This window comes from Citrobacter sp. B72 (genome assembly GCF_016894305.1).
Taxonomy (GTDB): domain Bacteria; phylum Pseudomonadota; class Gammaproteobacteria; order Enterobacterales; family Enterobacteriaceae; genus Citrobacter; species Citrobacter portucalensis.
Window position 1 is genome coordinate 688,921 of record NZ_CP069801.1, and the last position, 15,259, is coordinate 704,179.

Here is a 15,259-nt window from a genome sequence, read left to right on the forward strand (position 1 = left end):
CTCAGGAGACAGGAATGAAAGTAACGCTGCCAGAGTTTGAACGTGCAGGAGTCATGGTTGTCGGTGATGTGATGCTGGATCGCTACTGGTACGGTCCTACCAGCCGTATTTCACCTGAAGCGCCGGTTCCGGTGGTGAAGGTCGATACCATCGAAGAACGTCCCGGTGGCGCAGCAAACGTGGCGATGAACATTGCCTCTCTGGGAGCGAATTCGCGTCTGGTGGGCCTGACCGGTATTGACGACGCGGCGCGTGCGCTGAGCAAAACGCTGGCGGATGTGAACGTAAAATGCGATTTCGTTTCCGTGCCGACCCATCCGACGATCACCAAACTGCGCGTGCTTTCCCGCAACCAGCAGCTGATTCGCCTGGATTTCGAAGAAGGTTTTGAAGGCGTGGATCCGCAGCCGCTGCACGAGCGTATTAACCAGGCGCTGGGTTCTATCGGCGCTCTGGTGCTCTCCGACTACGCCAAAGGCGCGTTGGCAAGCGTGCAGCAGATGATTGCTCTGGCGCGTAAGGCTGGGGTGCCGGTGCTTATCGATCCGAAAGGAACCGATTTTGAACGCTACCGTGGCGCAACGCTGCTGACGCCGAACCTGTCTGAGTTTGAAGCGGTGGCCGGTAAGTGCAAAAGCGAAGACGAACTGGTTGAACGCGGCATGAAAGTGATTGCTGATTTCGACCTTTCCGCACTGCTGATCACGCGATCCGAGCAGGGGATGACGTTGCTGCAACCGGGCAAATCGCCGCTGCATATGCCGACGCAGGCGCAGGAAGTGTATGACGTGACCGGTGCAGGCGATACGGTTATCGGCGTGCTGGCGGCGACGCTGGCGGCGGGTAACTCACTGGAAGAGGCGTGCTATTTTGCTAACGCCGCAGCCGGTGTTGTCGTCGGTAAGCTGGGGACCTCTACCGTTTCTCCGATTGAACTGGAAAACGCCGTGCGCGGTCGGGCCGATACTGGCTTTGGCGTGATGAGCGAATCTGAGCTGAAACAGGCCGTTGCCAGCGCCCGCAAGCGCGGCGAGAAAGTGGTAATGACCAACGGCGTGTTCGACATCCTGCATGCGGGCCACGTTTCCTATCTGGCGAATGCGCGCAAGCTGGGCGATCGTCTGATCGTGGCGGTAAACAGCGATGCTTCGACCAAACGTCTGAAAGGCGAAACGCGTCCAGTCAACCCGCTGGAACAGCGTATGATCGTGCTGGGCGCGCTGGAATCCGTCGACTGGGTGGTCTCTTTTGAAGAAGATACGCCGCAGCGTCTGATTGCTGGCATTCTGCCGGATCTGCTGGTCAAAGGCGGCGACTATAAGCCGGAGCAGATTGCGGGCAGTGAAGAGGTGTGGGCGAACGGCGGTGAAGTGCTGGTGCTGAACTTCGAAGATGGCTGCTCCACGACTAATATCATCAATAAGATCCAGAAAGACAGCGATAAATAACACCTGAAAAGTTTGCCGGATGGCGGTGTAAACACCTTATCCGGCCTACGTGACGTAACGTTTGTAGGCCGGATAAGAAGCTTTCGCGTCGCCATCCGGCATTTTTACGTTTTATTCTTGAGCCACAGCGCTACTTTCCACTGATTTTAACAGCTCGGCCAGTGCTGACAGCGAACCGCTGGACAATCCAATTTCACTTAACAGCGAGTCGATCAGCGGCGCTTGTGTACGATAAGGAAGAGTTGTCGGAAACTGTGAACCCGCGCAGTAGATTTGCGCACAATATGTACAGAATAACTTCGTATCCAGGGAAATACTGAAATTAGAAAAAGCATATGGCCTTAGCAGATATTCAATAACTGGAGGGTATGCTCATGAACAGCAATATGTATTCACTGAACAATTTCGATTTCCTGGCCCGTAGTTTTGCCAGGATGCAGGCTGAGGGCCATCCCATTGATATCCAGGCGATAACCGGGAATATGGATGAAGAACATCGTAGCTGGTTTTGCAAACGCTATGCGCTGTACTGCCAGCAGGCGACGGAAGCCAGGAAGCTAGAACTGGAACACTAACAGAAAAACGGGCCTTGCGGCCCGTTGTCGTTTTTACTCTTGCGGATCAACTGATGGGATCGCGGGGGCTGGCTTAACTTCTGCCGTTTTATCACGTGATTCAAGCTCAGTCAGACGTTGCTCAAGCAGCGCCAGCTTTTCGCGCGTGCGCAATAAAACCTGAGTCTGTACATCGAATTCTTCGCGGCTTACCAGATCCAGACGGGTCAGTTGTGACTGCAGCGTTTGACGAATTTTCTTCTCGACGTCTTCGCCAAACTCGCGGATCCCTTTCGGCATCGACTCGTGAACCTGACGAGCAATCTGCTCAATTTTTTTCGGGTCAATCATTGTGGTTTCCCTGAACTGGTACGTGTTGCTGCCTATTGTAGTGCGAACTGGCACAGGCATAAACCAGAATTGTGTGAAGCTAAGACGAGTAAAGGCGTTGATGAAGGTAATCAATAGCGTTATAGTTAACCCGCTTATTCTCAGGGCGGGGCGAAATTCCCCACCGGCGGTAAATCAACTGATGTTGAAAGCCCGCGAGCGCTTTTTGTTACGGCAAAAAGGTCAGCAGATCCGGTGTAATTCCGGGGCCGACGGTTAGAGTCCGGATGGGAGAGAGTAACGATCCAGTCGGGCATGGACCCGCTCACGTTATTTTTTTGCCGCTTAGACGGTACTCCTAAGACTGCCCTGATTCTGGTAACCATAATTTTAGTGAGGTTTTTTTACCATGAATCAGACGCTACTTTCCTCTTTTGGTACGCCTTTCGAACGTGTTGAACATGCGCTGTCTGCGCTGCGTGAAGGACGCGGTGTAATGGTGCTTGACGACGAAGACCGTGAAAACGAAGGCGATATGATTTTCCCGGCAGAAACCATGACCGTAGAACAGATGGCGCTGACCATCCGTCACGGTAGCGGTATTGTATGCCTGTGCATCACTGAAGACCGACGCAAACAGCTCGATCTGCCAATGATGGTGGAAAATAACACCAGCGCTTACGGTACCGGTTTTACCGTGACCATTGAAGCCGCAGAAGGGGTAACCACCGGCGTTTCCGCAGCAGACCGTGTTACAACGGTGCGTGCGGCAATTAAGGATGGCGCAAAACCTTCCGATCTTAACCGTCCAGGGCACGTTTTCCCGCTGCGTGCTCAGGCAGGCGGCGTGTTGACCCGCGGTGGTCATACTGAAGCAACCATCGACCTGATGACGCTGGCAGGGTTTAAACCAGCCGGTGTGCTGTGCGAACTGACCAATGATGACGGCACCATGGCCCGTGCGCCAGAGTGCATCGAATTTGCCGGTAAGCATAATATGGCTGTAGTGACTATCGAAGACCTGGTGGCTTACCGTCAGGCGCATGAGCGCAAAGCCAGCTAATTGCTGACTACCGCGACAACCGTGGTAGGGATAAAAAAACCGAAGTCAGTTTTCTGACTTCGGTTTTTTGTTATTACAACCTGGCTATTTTTTTCTGGCCAGTTTAAGTGCCCAGGCTCCGCTCATTACCAGCAACAGCACTAAACATAAACCAAAAGCGAGCAGGCAAGCCTGCGCCATATTCATAAAATGCCATGGCGGGAGCAGATACCAGCCTTCGGACTGCTGGTACAGATCGACAAACCACTTTTGCATACTGCTAAGCGCCACGCCATCAGGAACGACAGGTGCGTCATAGCCGCAATCTCCAGTGGGCTTAAACCATTCTGGAGCCCAGTTTGCCAGCGGCAAATTGAAAGGGAATGTCGGATCGGTGGAACATCCCTGTACGCCAAAGAGCGAATCCGGGTCCGGGTTATGTACCGCATAATGAATGCCATTAAGTTTGATAGAGAACTTAATGCCCATAATGCTGCCATAAAATGCCGCAATGCAGCCGACCAGTTTTAGAATGAGGTTTTTAGGGTTTATTGCCGCGATCAGCCCACCGAAAACCATCACAAACATGGCAAAGCGGATGTATACACATTGCTCGCAAGGGGCCATGTAGAGATAGATTTGGAAGAACGAGTGCGCCAGAATAATTAACCCACCCATGGCACAAGCCATTAGCAACCACAAAAAGCGTCGCTCCTGCCATCTCACCAGGGTATTAACCGGTGCGGTACATAAGTCTCGCCACAATCCTTTGATAAAATCCATAGCCGGTTCCCTGTTTATTTTGTCGCCAGCTCTCTGACAAGCTCAGCCATGGAATCAATCGATTTGATGCTTTTGGTGTAGATCAGGTACTTACCATTGACGACGTAAGCCGGAACCCCCTGGATTTTGGCAACATCATAAGCCGCTTTCCATTTTTCCAGTGTCTCCTGGACTACGGGTTCTTTTAAGGCGCTCTCGAAGTCTGCTTGACTCATACCTGCAGCGTCCAGTCCTGTTTTGATGAATGAAGCGGGATCTTTACCGTCAGACCAGCGTTCTTTCTTATCGTGGTAGGCAGTGTAGTAAGCAAACTTAGCTTTTTTGAACTGTGATTTGGCATCAAACAATGAAATTCCTGCGGCCTGATCCTTAGCAATCATTACTGCAAATACTTCACTGGCCTGTTTGCCGTATTCTCCTTTGGTCTCGAGATGAAACGGTGTGAAGGCGACGAGATCGGCAACTTTATCTGACACCGGGCCGGTTACGGCTTTATCATATTTGTAGCAGAATGGGCAGGCGTAGCTGAATACTTTGATCAACGTTTTATCAGCATTGGGAATCGGTTTCTCCAGCACCATATAGTCAGTACCTTCAGTAAAAGCCGATGCTGCAAATGGTGATACCAGCGCTACCGTTAATACCACGCTTTTAAATAATGAAGTAATCCATTTAGATGACATAATTAATCCTTAATCTAACGAAATTATTTAAACATTTGTTGTGGGCGAACCAGTAATGCGCGGTAGTGCGTTTGGTTTGGTTTATCGGAAAGGACATCAATTTCGACTTTGACTTCTTTTGTTTTGTAGTCAATTTCGTTGATTTTGCCGATGGTTGGCTGTCCAACGTCAAATAAATTAATAGAACCACCAAATCCAAACATCGTGTCGCGGTCTTTTTGATATTCAATTACCGACGTGATAGGACTGTAGAAATCATAACCGCGCTCTTTCCCGTATTCCCAAACTTGCTGAACGGTTCCTTTTTTCTCGTCAATTTTATATTCGACGAATCGGGAGTATTTCATTGTTGGTAGAGCCGGTTGTTCGAGTCCACGGCCATCGCCATTGTCAAAGATGGTTAGCGTTCCTTTGCTGGAGAGCCAGGCGGTGTGTTGGGTGTAGGTAAAATCGAAATCAGTATTCTCGCACTTACCGTTTTCATCACACTTCAGCGCGTTGCCCTTATCATCAACCGGTTTTAACAGTTTGCTTGCCAGCGCCTTATTCCAGCCTTTAGACGGTGCCAGGATCCATTTCACCTGTTTATCGCGACCGATTTTGACGACACCCTGATGGCGGGAAGAAAGAATGATGGAGTCATCTTTAGCGTCATAGGCAATGGAGTTTACGTGAGCCCAGTTACGGCCCGCACCAACGCCGAGGGCGTCACCATAGGGGGTATCTGGCTCTAGTTTTGCCTGTTGGCCTGCATGAGCGAGATCCACGTTGACGCATACCGCGCCTGCGTCCAGAGCACCCAGCAGCGCGTCACGCATCGGGTCGAGAATTTGTGTCAGATCCCATACGTCAACAACACGTCCAGATTTATCGACTTCAATAATCTGGTCGCGGATGGTATGTACGTGAAGGCCATCTTCTTTGCGGTAATCGCGTTTACCTACGCGTAGCAGTACGGTGCCGTTCACTGTTTCGACCGACTCATGTGAAGCATCCAGGAATCCGCGTGGCAGCTTATGGTCGGCCAGAACTTGCCCCAGCATATCGAATTCATACCAGTGCTGGCCCTGGACGGCGGTAAAGGTGCCTCGCGGTGTTTCACGAATACCCATCAGGTAGCCGCGCTTGTTGATATCCATGTCATGGCCGTCATAGAAGGTGTCCTGATCCAGCCACCACCGATATTCACCTTCCGTATCGACGACAAAGGTAAAGGGTGCGATATCAAAGGGGAGTGCTCCGCCAGCAGGACCCGCATCCAGGATGCCGGCATTTTTATCTTTTTCGCCATGCCAGTGGAATTCTGCACCCTGCGGGGTAAAGGTGTGGGTATTCACCAGATAAAGACGATCTTCAAAACCCGGTGCTACTTTAATCACTTTTGTTTGCTGTAAATCAGATATAGAGCGGTTATCCATGTAGTGATTTACGATGGCGGAAGTTTGCACCACATAATCATCTTTCATGGCCTTACCGTTTTCTTTATATTCAACGGTTACCTTATTTGCGAACTTTTGATAAAGGCCAAAAATAGGAATGCCATCGTACGTGGCGAGTGACTCTTTGCCGACGGTATAAGTCACCGGAACGCCTTTTTCACCTTTACCATGGACGGTAACTTTAACATCTGAAATAACGTGGCTATCTAATTCAACCAGCGCAGTAAGCGGGGCATTTCCATAAGGGTCAACTACTATTGCGCCCAATTTTCCTGCAGGTTGGGCCGGTTGAAAACCAGCGGCAAGAGAGTTTCCTGCTGCTAATCCAAATGTCAGTGCCAGAGTCCCTGCCAGAAGTGTTTTTCGGTATTGTGTAAACATGGATATATCTCCTTATATTACCTATAAATATAATCTTGCTGAATATATTATGTTTTTACTGTTTTGATAAAATAAAGCAGCATTGCTAATACTATTTTTGTAATGCCTTAATTAATATTGATGAAATGTATTATTCTGCAGGAGCTAATTTTTATTATTTTTTTGATAGTATGAGTGAGATATTTTAAGAACAATATTTATTATTGCGTAGTGTGATCTTGTCGACATTGTTTTAATTGTTTATAACGAGTTTGGCTAATAGCGTAGCCGCTGATTTATATGATCGAAATCATATATTTGTTTGTGAAATATGCCACTATATGAGTATGTCAGAATAAGTTTGTGTAAAATTTTAACGTTAAATGTTTAATGATGTTAAATTTTAAGGGTAAAAGAATGTTTATTGCCTGGTATTGGATTGTATTAATTGCACTTGTTGCGGTGGGGTATTATTGCCATATGAAACGTTATTGTCGGGCATTCCGCCAGGACAGAGATGCCTTACTTGAAGCGCGAAACAAACTCTTTCGCCGCTCTGGTGAAGATAACAGCGCGGTTAAGGAACAGGATTAGTCCTTTATATTCTGCTATGGATGAGCGGATGCTGTAAATTTGCAGGGTGGCATCCGCCCTCTGGATTATCCGATTCCCATCGACTGGAGGATGACGAGGCTTAATCCCATCACCGACATTCCACATAACACCCCATAACTAGGATTATTATTGGGATCGATCTCTTTTGCCAACGGCATCAATTCATCGACGGACAGCGCCACCATAATACCTGCGACAGCCGCCATTATTGCCGCCATCACCACTGGTGATATAAGGCTACCGAGAATTAACCACGCCAGTACGCCGCCCAGTATTTCTGCCATACCTGAAATCCCTGCCCAGAATATCGCCGTACGTTTGGAGCCTGTGGCGGCATAGACGGGACCCGCCACCGCTAATCCTTCAGGAATATTGTGCAATGCAACAGCGAGGGCAATACCAAAGCCCAGCTCAAGGTTGCTACTGGCGGTAACAAACGTCGCAATCCCTTCAGGAAAGTTGTGCAGGCTGATGCCGAGCGTTAATAAAATCGCGGTGCGTTTAATAGAGCCGGGTAGAGGCTGCGTTGTTTTTTGTACCAGATCCTGAGGGTGCGCGTGCGGCAATAGACGGTCCAGGCCAAAGTAGCCCAGTAAGCCGACGATAAACATTCCGTAGCCCAGCACTGGCGACATACCTTCAGCGGCCAGCGCAGCAGGTAGCATCTCCATAAGGGAGATCAGTAACATAATCCCGGCGGCGAAGCCTAAAGAAAAGGCGAGAACGCGGTTAGACGGTTTTTGCCCTAACACGCCGAGAAATGCGCCGATAAACGTGGCGGCACCTGCCAGTAAAGTCAGAAGTAAAGGTACTGACATCGACAAATAAAACTCCTTATCAATCTGCTGTCCGGGTTAGATCGTCAAAATAACTGATGATCTTCATCATGGTTATCTGAGTTCTTCATCAACCGAATAAGCGTATTGTGGTGGTATCAAAATGACTCCCTCAGTAAGGATATCATCATGTCTTCAACTCGTATGCCAGCATTGTTTTTGGGTCACGGTAGCCCGATGAATGTTCTGGAAGATAACGTTTATACCCGTGCCTGGCAGCAACTGGGGGAAACGTTGCCGCGTCCGAAAGCCATTGTGGTTGTCTCGGCGCACTGGTTCACCCGTGGAACGGGTGTGACAGCGATGGAAGCCCCCAAAACGATCCACGATTTTGGCGGTTTTCCGCAAGCATTATATGACACCCATTACCCGGCTCCTGGCTCGCCTGAACTGGCGCAGCATCTGGTTGACTTACTTGCTCCAGTGCCTGTGACCCTGGACAAAGAAGCCTGGGGTTTTGACCACGGTTCCTGGGGCGTGCTGATCAAGATGTATCCGAATGCGGACATTCCGATGGTGCAGTTGAGTATCGACAGCACCAAACCCGCGTCATGGCATTTTGAGATGGGCCGTAAGCTGGCGGCGCTGCGTGATGAGGGCATTATGCTGGTGGCCAGTGGTAACGTGGTGCATAACCTGCGCACTGCACGTTGGCACGGTGAGAACACGCCTTATCCGTGGGCGACTTCATTCAATGACTATGTTAAGGCAAACCTGACATGGCAGGGACCGGTTGATCAGCACCCATTGGTGAACTATCTCGATCATGAAGGTGGATCGTTGTCGAACCCGACGCCGGATCACTATCTGCCGCTGCTGTATGTACTCGGGGCTTGGGACGGTAAAGAGTCTGTCACGATCCCGGTAGATGGTATTGAGATGGGAAGTTTAAGTATGTTGTCGGTGCAGGTTGGATGATGAATGCCCGATGGCACTGCGCTTATCGGGCATTAAGTTCGCGTCGTAGGCCGGGTAAGGCGAAGTCACCACCCGGCTCTCTCAATTATTCGACAAAAATATGCGGATAGAAACGTGACAGATCCTGCGTGATTAATGCGCGGTCTTCACGAATGCCGATCCCGGCTGGTTGATCGTTGATCAGCCAGCTGCCAATCAGCATATAGCTGTCGCCAAACTTCGGTAGCTGATGGAACTGCTGCACGATCATGCCTTCTTCACCGTACGGTCCTTCCACGGATTCGATCGTTTTACCGTTCTCAACGATGGAGACGTTAGCCCCCTCGCGCGAGAAGATCGGTTTGACGACGAATTTATCCATCTGCGGATGATCGTCTTCGGCGAAGTACGCTGGCAGCAGGTTCGGATGGTCCGGGAACATTTCCCATAACAGCGGCAACAGTGCTTTGTTGGAGATAATGCTCTTCCAGGCCGGTTCCAGCCAGCGAACGCCAGCGTCTTCCAGCTTGGTGGAGAACATTTCACGCAGCATGAATTCCCACGGATAGAGCTTGAACAGGTTAGCAATTACCTGATCCTGCATGTCGGTGAACTGACCTTTTTCACCAAGACCAATATCTTCTACATAGAGGAATTCTGTTGCGATCTCAGCTTCGGCAGCGCAATCCTGCAGATACTGGATCGTACCGCGATCTTCTACCGTGTCACGACAGCAGGTCAGATGAAGCAGTTGAAAACCATACTGCTCACGCAGCTCGGTGAAACGCTCGATCAGTTTTTCCTGCAGACTGTTGAACTGATCGCTGCCTTCCGGCAGGTTGCCCGCATTGAGCTGATCTTCCAGCCAGATCCACTGGAAAAACGCGGCTTCGTACAGCGAGGTTGGCGTATCGGCGTTGTTTTCTAAAAGCTTGGGTTCACCCGTGCCGTCCCACGCCAGATCGAGACGTGAATAGAGCGACGGTTGCTGTGTCTGCCAGGACTGGCGGACAAAGCCCCAGGTATGCTTCGGAATGCGAAACTTGGTCATCAACTCATCGCTGGCGATGACCGTTTCCACCACCTTGAGGCACATTTGATGCAGCTCTGCGGTGACCTCTTCCAGTTTTTCAACCTGAGCAAGAGTGAGCTTATAGTACGCGTCTTCACACCAGTACGGCTCGCCGTACATAGTGTGAAAATTGAAACCGTATTCGGTGGCTTTGTCGCGCCAATCCGGGCGCTCAACAATACTGACTCTTTCCATGACGATCAGCCACCCATTGAACGTGTGGTGGTGCCGCTTGCGCTACGCTGCATGGTGCTCTGTTTGGCCACAGACTCACCAAATCCGCCGCGGGTTACGGTAGAGGTGGTAGCTGGTTTCGGTGCCATAGCGGTTTTCGGTACGGTCATGGTGCGACCCGGCGTTGCTGCACCGTAGTTTTTACCGCTGGCATCCGTGTATTTGCCGTAAGCCGGGCTGGCTGGGTTTTTCGAGCTGAACAGCGGTTGCTGAGCGCCCATTCCGCCGCCCATCAGTCGGCCCATCATGTAGCCCGCCATCAGCGGCATCCAGAAGCTGCCGCTGCTTTGATTCTGTGCCTGAGCCTGGCCTTCACCGGTCGGCGCCATACCTGCTTGCGCAGGAGCCTGCTGGCACTGGCCTTCGCCGAATTCAGCGATACAGTCTTCGCGTGTGGCGTATTTTGGCGCGGTACGTTCAGCTTCTTTCAGCGCATTGTTAAACGCGGTAGTACATTCGGCGCTTTTACCCGGATTCGCCGCAGAGCAGTCGTCAGCGTTCTGATAAAGCGAAACCGTTTCGTCGCTCTTTTCACAGCCCGCGAGCATAAACACAGCGGTAACTGCCAGGGCGACAGGAGTCAGATGGCGCGCGCTCCAGCTTTTGCGGAACGAGGCGTGATGTATAGATTTTGTCCGTTTCATTTATGTCTTCCAGTACCCAGTGGTAACTCTGCTCAGAATAGAGGATGACTGGTCGAAATTGAAGCGGTAAGAGGCGAGAATGCGGAAGAAGGGGCGGATCTTTACGTTGTCTTACGTTCAGACGGGGCCGAAGCCCCGTCATCAGCATCAGTTACGGAACGGGTTGTTGCCGGTGCTGCTGGTTGAACGTACTGCTGTCGGCTGCGCCGCAGGCGTCGCGCTGTTGGACGTATAACCGTCCGCCGCGGCATCTTGCTGCGCGTTTTCCGGCGCGATCGAATCCGGGGTCGTGGATACGGGTTTACCCAGCGTATTATTCAGTGCCACCAGATCCTGCTCGTTCAGCGTACCGAGCGCAGATTTGACGTTTAACTGGTTGATAAGATAGGTATAACGCGCATTCGCCAGTTGCTGCTTGGCGTTGTACAGCGTGGTGGTGGCATCCAACACATCCACAATGGTACGTGTACCTACGGAATAGCCGGCTTCCATCGCATCCAAAGAACTTTGTGCAGAGACAACCGCTTGTTTGTAAGCGTTAATGCTACTGATAGACGCATTAATGTTGTTGAACGAAGAACGAACGGTCTGCACCACGCTGCGGTGTGCGCTTTCCAGCTGTTCACTCGCGCCAACAAAGTTGTACTGCGCTTGTTTCACCTGCGAGTTAACCATTCCGCCCTGGTACAGCGGCAGCGAGAAGCTCAGACCGATTTTGTTCTGGCCCATGTTGCTGTCGTCATACTGGGAGCTGTTGGTTTTAGACCCGCTGTACGAGGTGTCAGATACCCCGGTAGAGGCGGTCAGGTCCAGAGTCGGTAAATGACCGTCCTGCGCCAGACGAATCTGCTCACGTGCCAGATCCTGGCTCAAGCGGGCCTGCAATAACGACAGGTTGCGGTTTTCTGCTTCTTTCAGCAGCGCGTTTACCGCCTGCGGTTTGTTGGTTTTAAAACCATCAACGTTCAGTGAAGCCAGTTCCGGGTAGTAGTTACCGGTTACCTGGCGCAGCTGTTCTACCGCGTTATCCAGATTGTTACGCGCGGTAACTTCGTTCGCCAGTACAGTATCGTATTGTGAGCGGGCGTTTTGTACGTCAGTGATGGCAACCAGGCCAACGTTAAAACGCTGAGTGGTCTGATCTAACTGACGATAGACCGCATCTTTCTGTGCCTGGGTATAAGAAAGCACGTCAATTGCGTTCAGTACGTTAAAATAGGCCGTGGCGGTATTCAGGATCAGCGTTTGCTGATCGGTCTGATAGGTCACGTCCTGAATGCCTGCTGATTTTTCTTGCAGCGTCAGGGCACGCCATTTAGACATGTCAAAAATAGACTGAGTTAACTGCAAAGATGCGCTGGTGGCGTTGGAGTTGACGCCATTTGCATCACGGTAGCCATTGCTGTAGGTGTAATCGGCACCTAAACCCAGTTGCGGCAGTAATGGGCTACGCGCTTCGTTAATTTTTTCGAATGCAGCATCGCGATCGGCGGCGGATTTACGCAATTCCGGGTTGCTCAGGCGTGCTTGCTGATAAACCTGCATCAGGTTTTCTGCCTGGCTCAAAGTACTGAACCCCGACAGGCTCAGGCCGATAAGGATGGGGAGCAATTTCTTCATTTGCATTCCTTGTTGTGAAGCAGTATTTAGCGCTGATCAAATTGTAAAAATATTTGCTGATTCTAGCAGAATCCGCCACTTCAAAAAGTTGGCGTTACGTGCCATACGGCGTTAATTTGCATCAATTTAACACAAGGGCGTTCAAACATCAGTCAAACGACCTTGAAATTCACATTTTAATCACTATTGGTTTCAGGACAGCACAATGAGTAAACCAGACAACTTGCCAATGACTTTCACTAAAAATGATGTAGAAATTATTGCACGAGAAAAGCTATACCGCGGTTTTTTTTCACTGGATCTTTATCGGTTTCGCCATCGCCTGTTTAACGGGGGGATGAGTGGCGAGGTAACACGCGAAATTTTTGAGCGCGGACACGCGGCAGTCTTGCTACCCTTTGACCCTGAGCGAGATGAAGTTGTGCTGGTCGAGCAGATCCGTATCGCGGCATTTGATACCAGCGAAAGCCCGTGGTTACTGGAAATGGTGGCCGGGATGATCGAAGAGGGCGAAACCGTTGAAGATGTAGCCCGTCGTGAAGCAATGGAAGAGGCCGGGCTGGAAGTTAAACGGACGAAGCCCGTTCTGAGCTATCTGGCAAGCCCGGGTGGCACCAGTGAGCGCCTGTCTATTTTAGTCGGCGAAGTGGACGCCACGACCGCGAGCGGGATCCATGGTCTGGCTGATGAAAACGAAGATATTCGTGTTCATGTGGTAAGCCGGGAACAGGCTTACCAATGGGTAGAAGAGGGGAAAATCGACAACGCAGCGTCTGTCATCGCCTTGCAATGGTTACAGCTGCACTATCAAGAGTTAAAAACTGAGTGGAAAAAATGAAGCGTTACACACCTGACTTCCCTGAAATGATGCGTCTGTGCGAAACCAACTATTCGCAATTGCGCCGCCTGCTGCCACGTAATGATGCAGCCGGTGAAACAGTGAGCTATCAGGTAGCAAACGCACAATATCGGTTAACGATCGTGGAATCGACCCGATACACTACGCTTGTTGCGATCGAACAAACGGCACCGGCCGTCACATACTGGAGCCTGCCTTCATTGACCGTGCGCCTGTATCATGACGCAAGGGTGGCTGAAGTGTGTTCAAGTCAGCAGATCTTTCGCTTCAAAGCGCGGTATGATTATCCAAATAAAAAGTTGCATCAACGCGACGAAAAGCATCAAATTAATCAGTTTTTGGCCGACTGGTTACGGTACTGTTTAGCACATGGAGCGATGGCGATTCTGGTTTATTAGCGTCGTGAAACCTAAGGACACCATTTGGAAAGCCTGTTAACCCTTCCTTTGGCTGGTGAGGCCAGAGTCAGGATCTTACAAATTACAGATACTCACCTGTTTGCCGAAAAGCATGAAACGCTGCTGGGTGTGAACACCTGGGACAGCTATCAATCCGTACTGGATGCAATACATGCAGAGTCGCCTGAGTACGATCTGATCGTCGCGACGGGTGATTTGGCGCAGGATCAATCCGCTGCGGCTTATCAGCATTTTGCTGAGGGCATCGCAAGTTTTCGTGCGCCCTGCGTTTGGCTACCGGGTAATCACGATTTTCAGCCGGCAATGTACAGCGCGCTGCAGGATGCGGGCATTTCCCCGGCCAAACGCGTTTTCATTGGCGAACAGTGGCAAATATTGTTGCTGGACAGCCAGGTGTTCGGCGTTCCCCACGGTGAGTTAAGTGAATTCCAGCTCGAATGGCTGGAGCGTAAACTTGCTGATGCGCCAGAGCGTAATACCTTGCTGCTTCTGCATCATCATCCTCTGCCTGCGGGCTGCAGCTGGCTCGATCAGCACAGTCTGCGTAATGCCGCTGAGCTGGATAACGTGCTGGTGAATTATCCTCGCGCCAGGTATCTATTGTGCGGGCATATTCATCAGGAACTGGATCTGGACTGGAACGGTCGCCGTCTGCTGGCGACGCCGTCGACCTGCGTGCAGTTTAAACCGCACTGTTCCAACTTCACATTGGATACCATCAGCCCAGGCTGGCGGACGCTGGAGCTTTTTGCCGACGGGACGTTGCAGACTCAGGTACGTCGTCTGCAGGGTAATCGGTTCCACCCTGATACCGCTTCAGAAGGCTACTGATGTCTACGCTTCTCTATCTTCACGGATTTAATAGCTCTCCTCGTTCGGCGAAGGCGTGTTTACTGAAAAACTGGCTGGCGGAACACCACCCGCACGTTGAGATGATCGTGCCGCAGCTACCTCCGTATCCTGCGCAAGCCGCAGAGATGCTGGAATCGATCATTCTTGAACACGGCGGAGAGTCGCTGGGGATTGTCGGTTCCTCTTTAGGCGGCTATTACGCCACCTGGCTGTCGCAATGTTTTATGCTGCCGGCAGTGGTGGTGAACCCTGCCGTACGGCCTTATGAACTGCTGGTCGACTATCTCGGTCAAAACGAGAACCCCTACACGGGGCAGCAATATGTGCTAGAGTCACGCCATATTTACGATCTTAAAGTCATGCAGATTGACCCGCTGGAAGCGCCGGATTTGATCTGGCTGCTCCAACAAACGGGCGATGAAGTGTTGGACTACCGCCAGGCGGTGGCGTATTACGCCTCCTGCCGTCAGACAGTTATTGAGGGCGGAAACCACGCATTCACGGGCTTCGAAGATTATTTCAACCCGATTGTCGATTTCCTTGGACTGCACAGTTTCTGACGATCAATTCGA

17 protein-coding genes, 1 pseudogene and 1 riboswitch are annotated in these 15,259 nt (G+C 50.9%); of the genes and pseudogenes, 9 read left to right on the top strand and 9 right to left on the bottom strand.

What is annotated here, in order from left to right:
- Positions 1 to 14: 14 nt before the first annotated feature.
- Complete coding sequence (gene hldE / locus JQN59_RS03325) at positions 15 to 1,448, top strand: bifunctional D-glycero-beta-D-manno-heptose-7-phosphate kinase/D-glycero-beta-D-manno-heptose 1-phosphate adenylyltransferase HldE (protein WP_128611689.1); 1,434 nt, start codon at positions 15 to 17, stop codon at positions 1,446 to 1,448.
- Between the two features lie 111 nt (positions 1,449 to 1,559).
- Here the strand turns inward: hldE and JQN59_RS26890 are convergent.
- A pseudogene (locus JQN59_RS26890) lies at positions 1,560 to 1,688 on the bottom strand (hypothetical protein); the annotation flags it as partial.
- 128 nt (positions 1,689 to 1,816) lie between these two features.
- Between JQN59_RS26890 and glgS the strand changes: the two are divergent.
- Positions 1,817 to 2,023 (top strand): cell surface composition regulator GlgS, encoded by a 207-nt coding sequence (glgS, locus tag JQN59_RS03330; RefSeq protein WP_008785836.1) that lies wholly within the window; start codon positions 1,817 to 1,819, stop codon positions 2,021 to 2,023.
- Between the two features lie 33 nt (positions 2,024 to 2,056).
- Here glgS and ubiK read toward each other — a convergent pair whose 3' ends face one another.
- Positions 2,057 to 2,353 (bottom strand): ubiquinone biosynthesis accessory factor UbiK, encoded by a 297-nt coding sequence (ubiK, locus tag JQN59_RS03335; protein ID WP_048215526.1) that lies wholly within the window; start codon positions 2,351 to 2,353, stop codon positions 2,057 to 2,059.
- A gap of 132 nt (positions 2,354 to 2,485) precedes the next feature.
- A riboswitch (FMN riboswitch) is annotated at positions 2,486 to 2,635 on the top strand.
- A 106-nt stretch (positions 2,636 to 2,741) separates the two neighbouring features.
- Here ubiK and ribB point away from each other — a divergent pair.
- Entirely contained in the window at positions 2,742 to 3,395 is a 654-nt protein-coding gene (ribB, locus tag JQN59_RS03340) for a 3,4-dihydroxy-2-butanone-4-phosphate synthase (protein WP_003828424.1), read from the top strand.
- An 84-nt stretch (positions 3,396 to 3,479) separates the two neighbouring features.
- Here the strand turns inward: ribB and dsbI are convergent, their stop codons facing one another.
- The 3 genes from dsbI to JQN59_RS03355 are packed head-to-tail and all read right to left on the bottom strand — an operon-like array spanning position 3,480 to position 6,660.
- On the bottom strand, positions 3,480 to 4,157 hold the full coding sequence (gene dsbI, locus JQN59_RS03345) for a protein-disulfide oxidoreductase DsbI (protein ID WP_048236780.1): 678 nt from the start codon (positions 4,155 to 4,157) through the stop codon (positions 3,480 to 3,482).
- A 14-nt stretch (positions 4,158 to 4,171) separates the two neighbouring features.
- Positions 4,172 to 4,840, bottom strand: a complete 669-nt coding sequence (locus tag JQN59_RS03350) for a thiol:disulfide interchange protein DsbA/DsbL (protein ID WP_149608033.1) — start codon at positions 4,838 to 4,840, stop codon at positions 4,172 to 4,174.
- Between the two features lie 23 nt (positions 4,841 to 4,863).
- Positions 4,864 to 6,660: an aryl-sulfate sulfotransferase gene (locus JQN59_RS03355; RefSeq protein ID WP_048215529.1), complete on the bottom strand. Its 1,797-nt coding sequence runs from the start codon at positions 6,658 to 6,660 to the stop codon at positions 4,864 to 4,866.
- A gap of 396 nt (positions 6,661 to 7,056) precedes the next feature.
- On the opposite strand from JQN59_RS03355, the gene JQN59_RS03360 reads away from it, so the two are divergent.
- Positions 7,057 to 7,233: a hypothetical protein gene (locus JQN59_RS03360; protein WP_071446370.1), complete on the top strand. Its 177-nt coding sequence runs from the start codon at positions 7,057 to 7,059 to the stop codon at positions 7,231 to 7,233.
- Between the two features lie 65 nt (positions 7,234 to 7,298).
- Here the strand turns inward: JQN59_RS03360 and zupT are convergent, their stop codons facing one another.
- Complete coding sequence (gene zupT, locus JQN59_RS03365) at positions 7,299 to 8,072, bottom strand: zinc transporter ZupT (protein ID WP_003024600.1); 774 nt, start codon at positions 8,070 to 8,072, stop codon at positions 7,299 to 7,301.
- A gap of 147 nt (positions 8,073 to 8,219) precedes the next feature.
- On the opposite strand from zupT, the gene ygiD reads away from it, so the two are divergent.
- The gene (gene ygiD / locus JQN59_RS03370) at positions 8,220 to 9,008 is read left to right on the top strand and encodes a 4,5-DOPA dioxygenase extradiol (protein WP_048215530.1); all 789 of its coding nucleotides are present in this window, start codon (positions 8,220 to 8,222) and stop codon (positions 9,006 to 9,008) included.
- An 85-nt stretch (positions 9,009 to 9,093) separates the two neighbouring features.
- Here ygiD and JQN59_RS03375 read toward each other — a convergent pair whose 3' ends face one another.
- From JQN59_RS03375 to tolC, 3 genes are all read right to left on the bottom strand, one after another.
- Positions 9,094 to 10,254 (bottom strand): glutathionylspermidine synthase family protein, encoded by a 1,161-nt coding sequence (locus JQN59_RS03375; RefSeq protein WP_048215531.1) that lies wholly within the window; start codon positions 10,252 to 10,254, stop codon positions 9,094 to 9,096.
- 5 nt (positions 10,255 to 10,259) lie between these two features.
- Complete coding sequence (locus JQN59_RS03380) at positions 10,260 to 10,937, bottom strand: DUF1190 family protein (protein WP_003024591.1); 678 nt, start codon at positions 10,935 to 10,937, stop codon at positions 10,260 to 10,262.
- A 147-nt stretch (positions 10,938 to 11,084) separates the two neighbouring features.
- Positions 11,085 to 12,563, bottom strand: a complete 1,479-nt coding sequence (tolC, locus tag JQN59_RS03385) for an outer membrane channel protein TolC (RefSeq protein ID WP_095533102.1) — start codon at positions 12,561 to 12,563, stop codon at positions 11,085 to 11,087.
- Between the two features lie 199 nt (positions 12,564 to 12,762).
- Between tolC and nudF the strand changes: the two genes are divergently transcribed.
- From nudF to yqiA, 4 genes are read left to right on the top strand one after another with little or no spacing between them, the layout of a single operon-like run.
- Positions 12,763 to 13,395: an ADP-ribose diphosphatase gene (gene nudF, locus JQN59_RS03390; RefSeq protein ID WP_048215533.1), complete on the top strand. Its 633-nt coding sequence runs from the start codon at positions 12,763 to 12,765 to the stop codon at positions 13,393 to 13,395.
- Positions 13,392 to 13,814: a DUF1249 family protein gene (locus tag JQN59_RS03395; protein WP_149608032.1), complete on the top strand. Its 423-nt coding sequence runs from the start codon at positions 13,392 to 13,394 to the stop codon at positions 13,812 to 13,814. The genes nudF and JQN59_RS03395 overlap by 4 nt, the downstream gene beginning before the upstream one ends.
- A 24-nt stretch (positions 13,815 to 13,838) precedes the next feature.
- Positions 13,839 to 14,666 (top strand): 3',5'-cyclic-AMP phosphodiesterase, encoded by an 828-nt coding sequence (cpdA, locus tag JQN59_RS03400; protein WP_008785825.1) that lies wholly within the window; start codon positions 13,839 to 13,841, stop codon positions 14,664 to 14,666.
- Positions 14,666 to 15,247: an esterase YqiA gene (gene yqiA / locus JQN59_RS03405; protein WP_003024575.1), complete on the top strand. Its 582-nt coding sequence runs from the start codon at positions 14,666 to 14,668 to the stop codon at positions 15,245 to 15,247. Before cpdA ends, yqiA begins: the two co-directional genes overlap by 1 nt.
- The last annotated feature ends 12 nt before the right edge of the window (positions 15,248 to 15,259 follow it).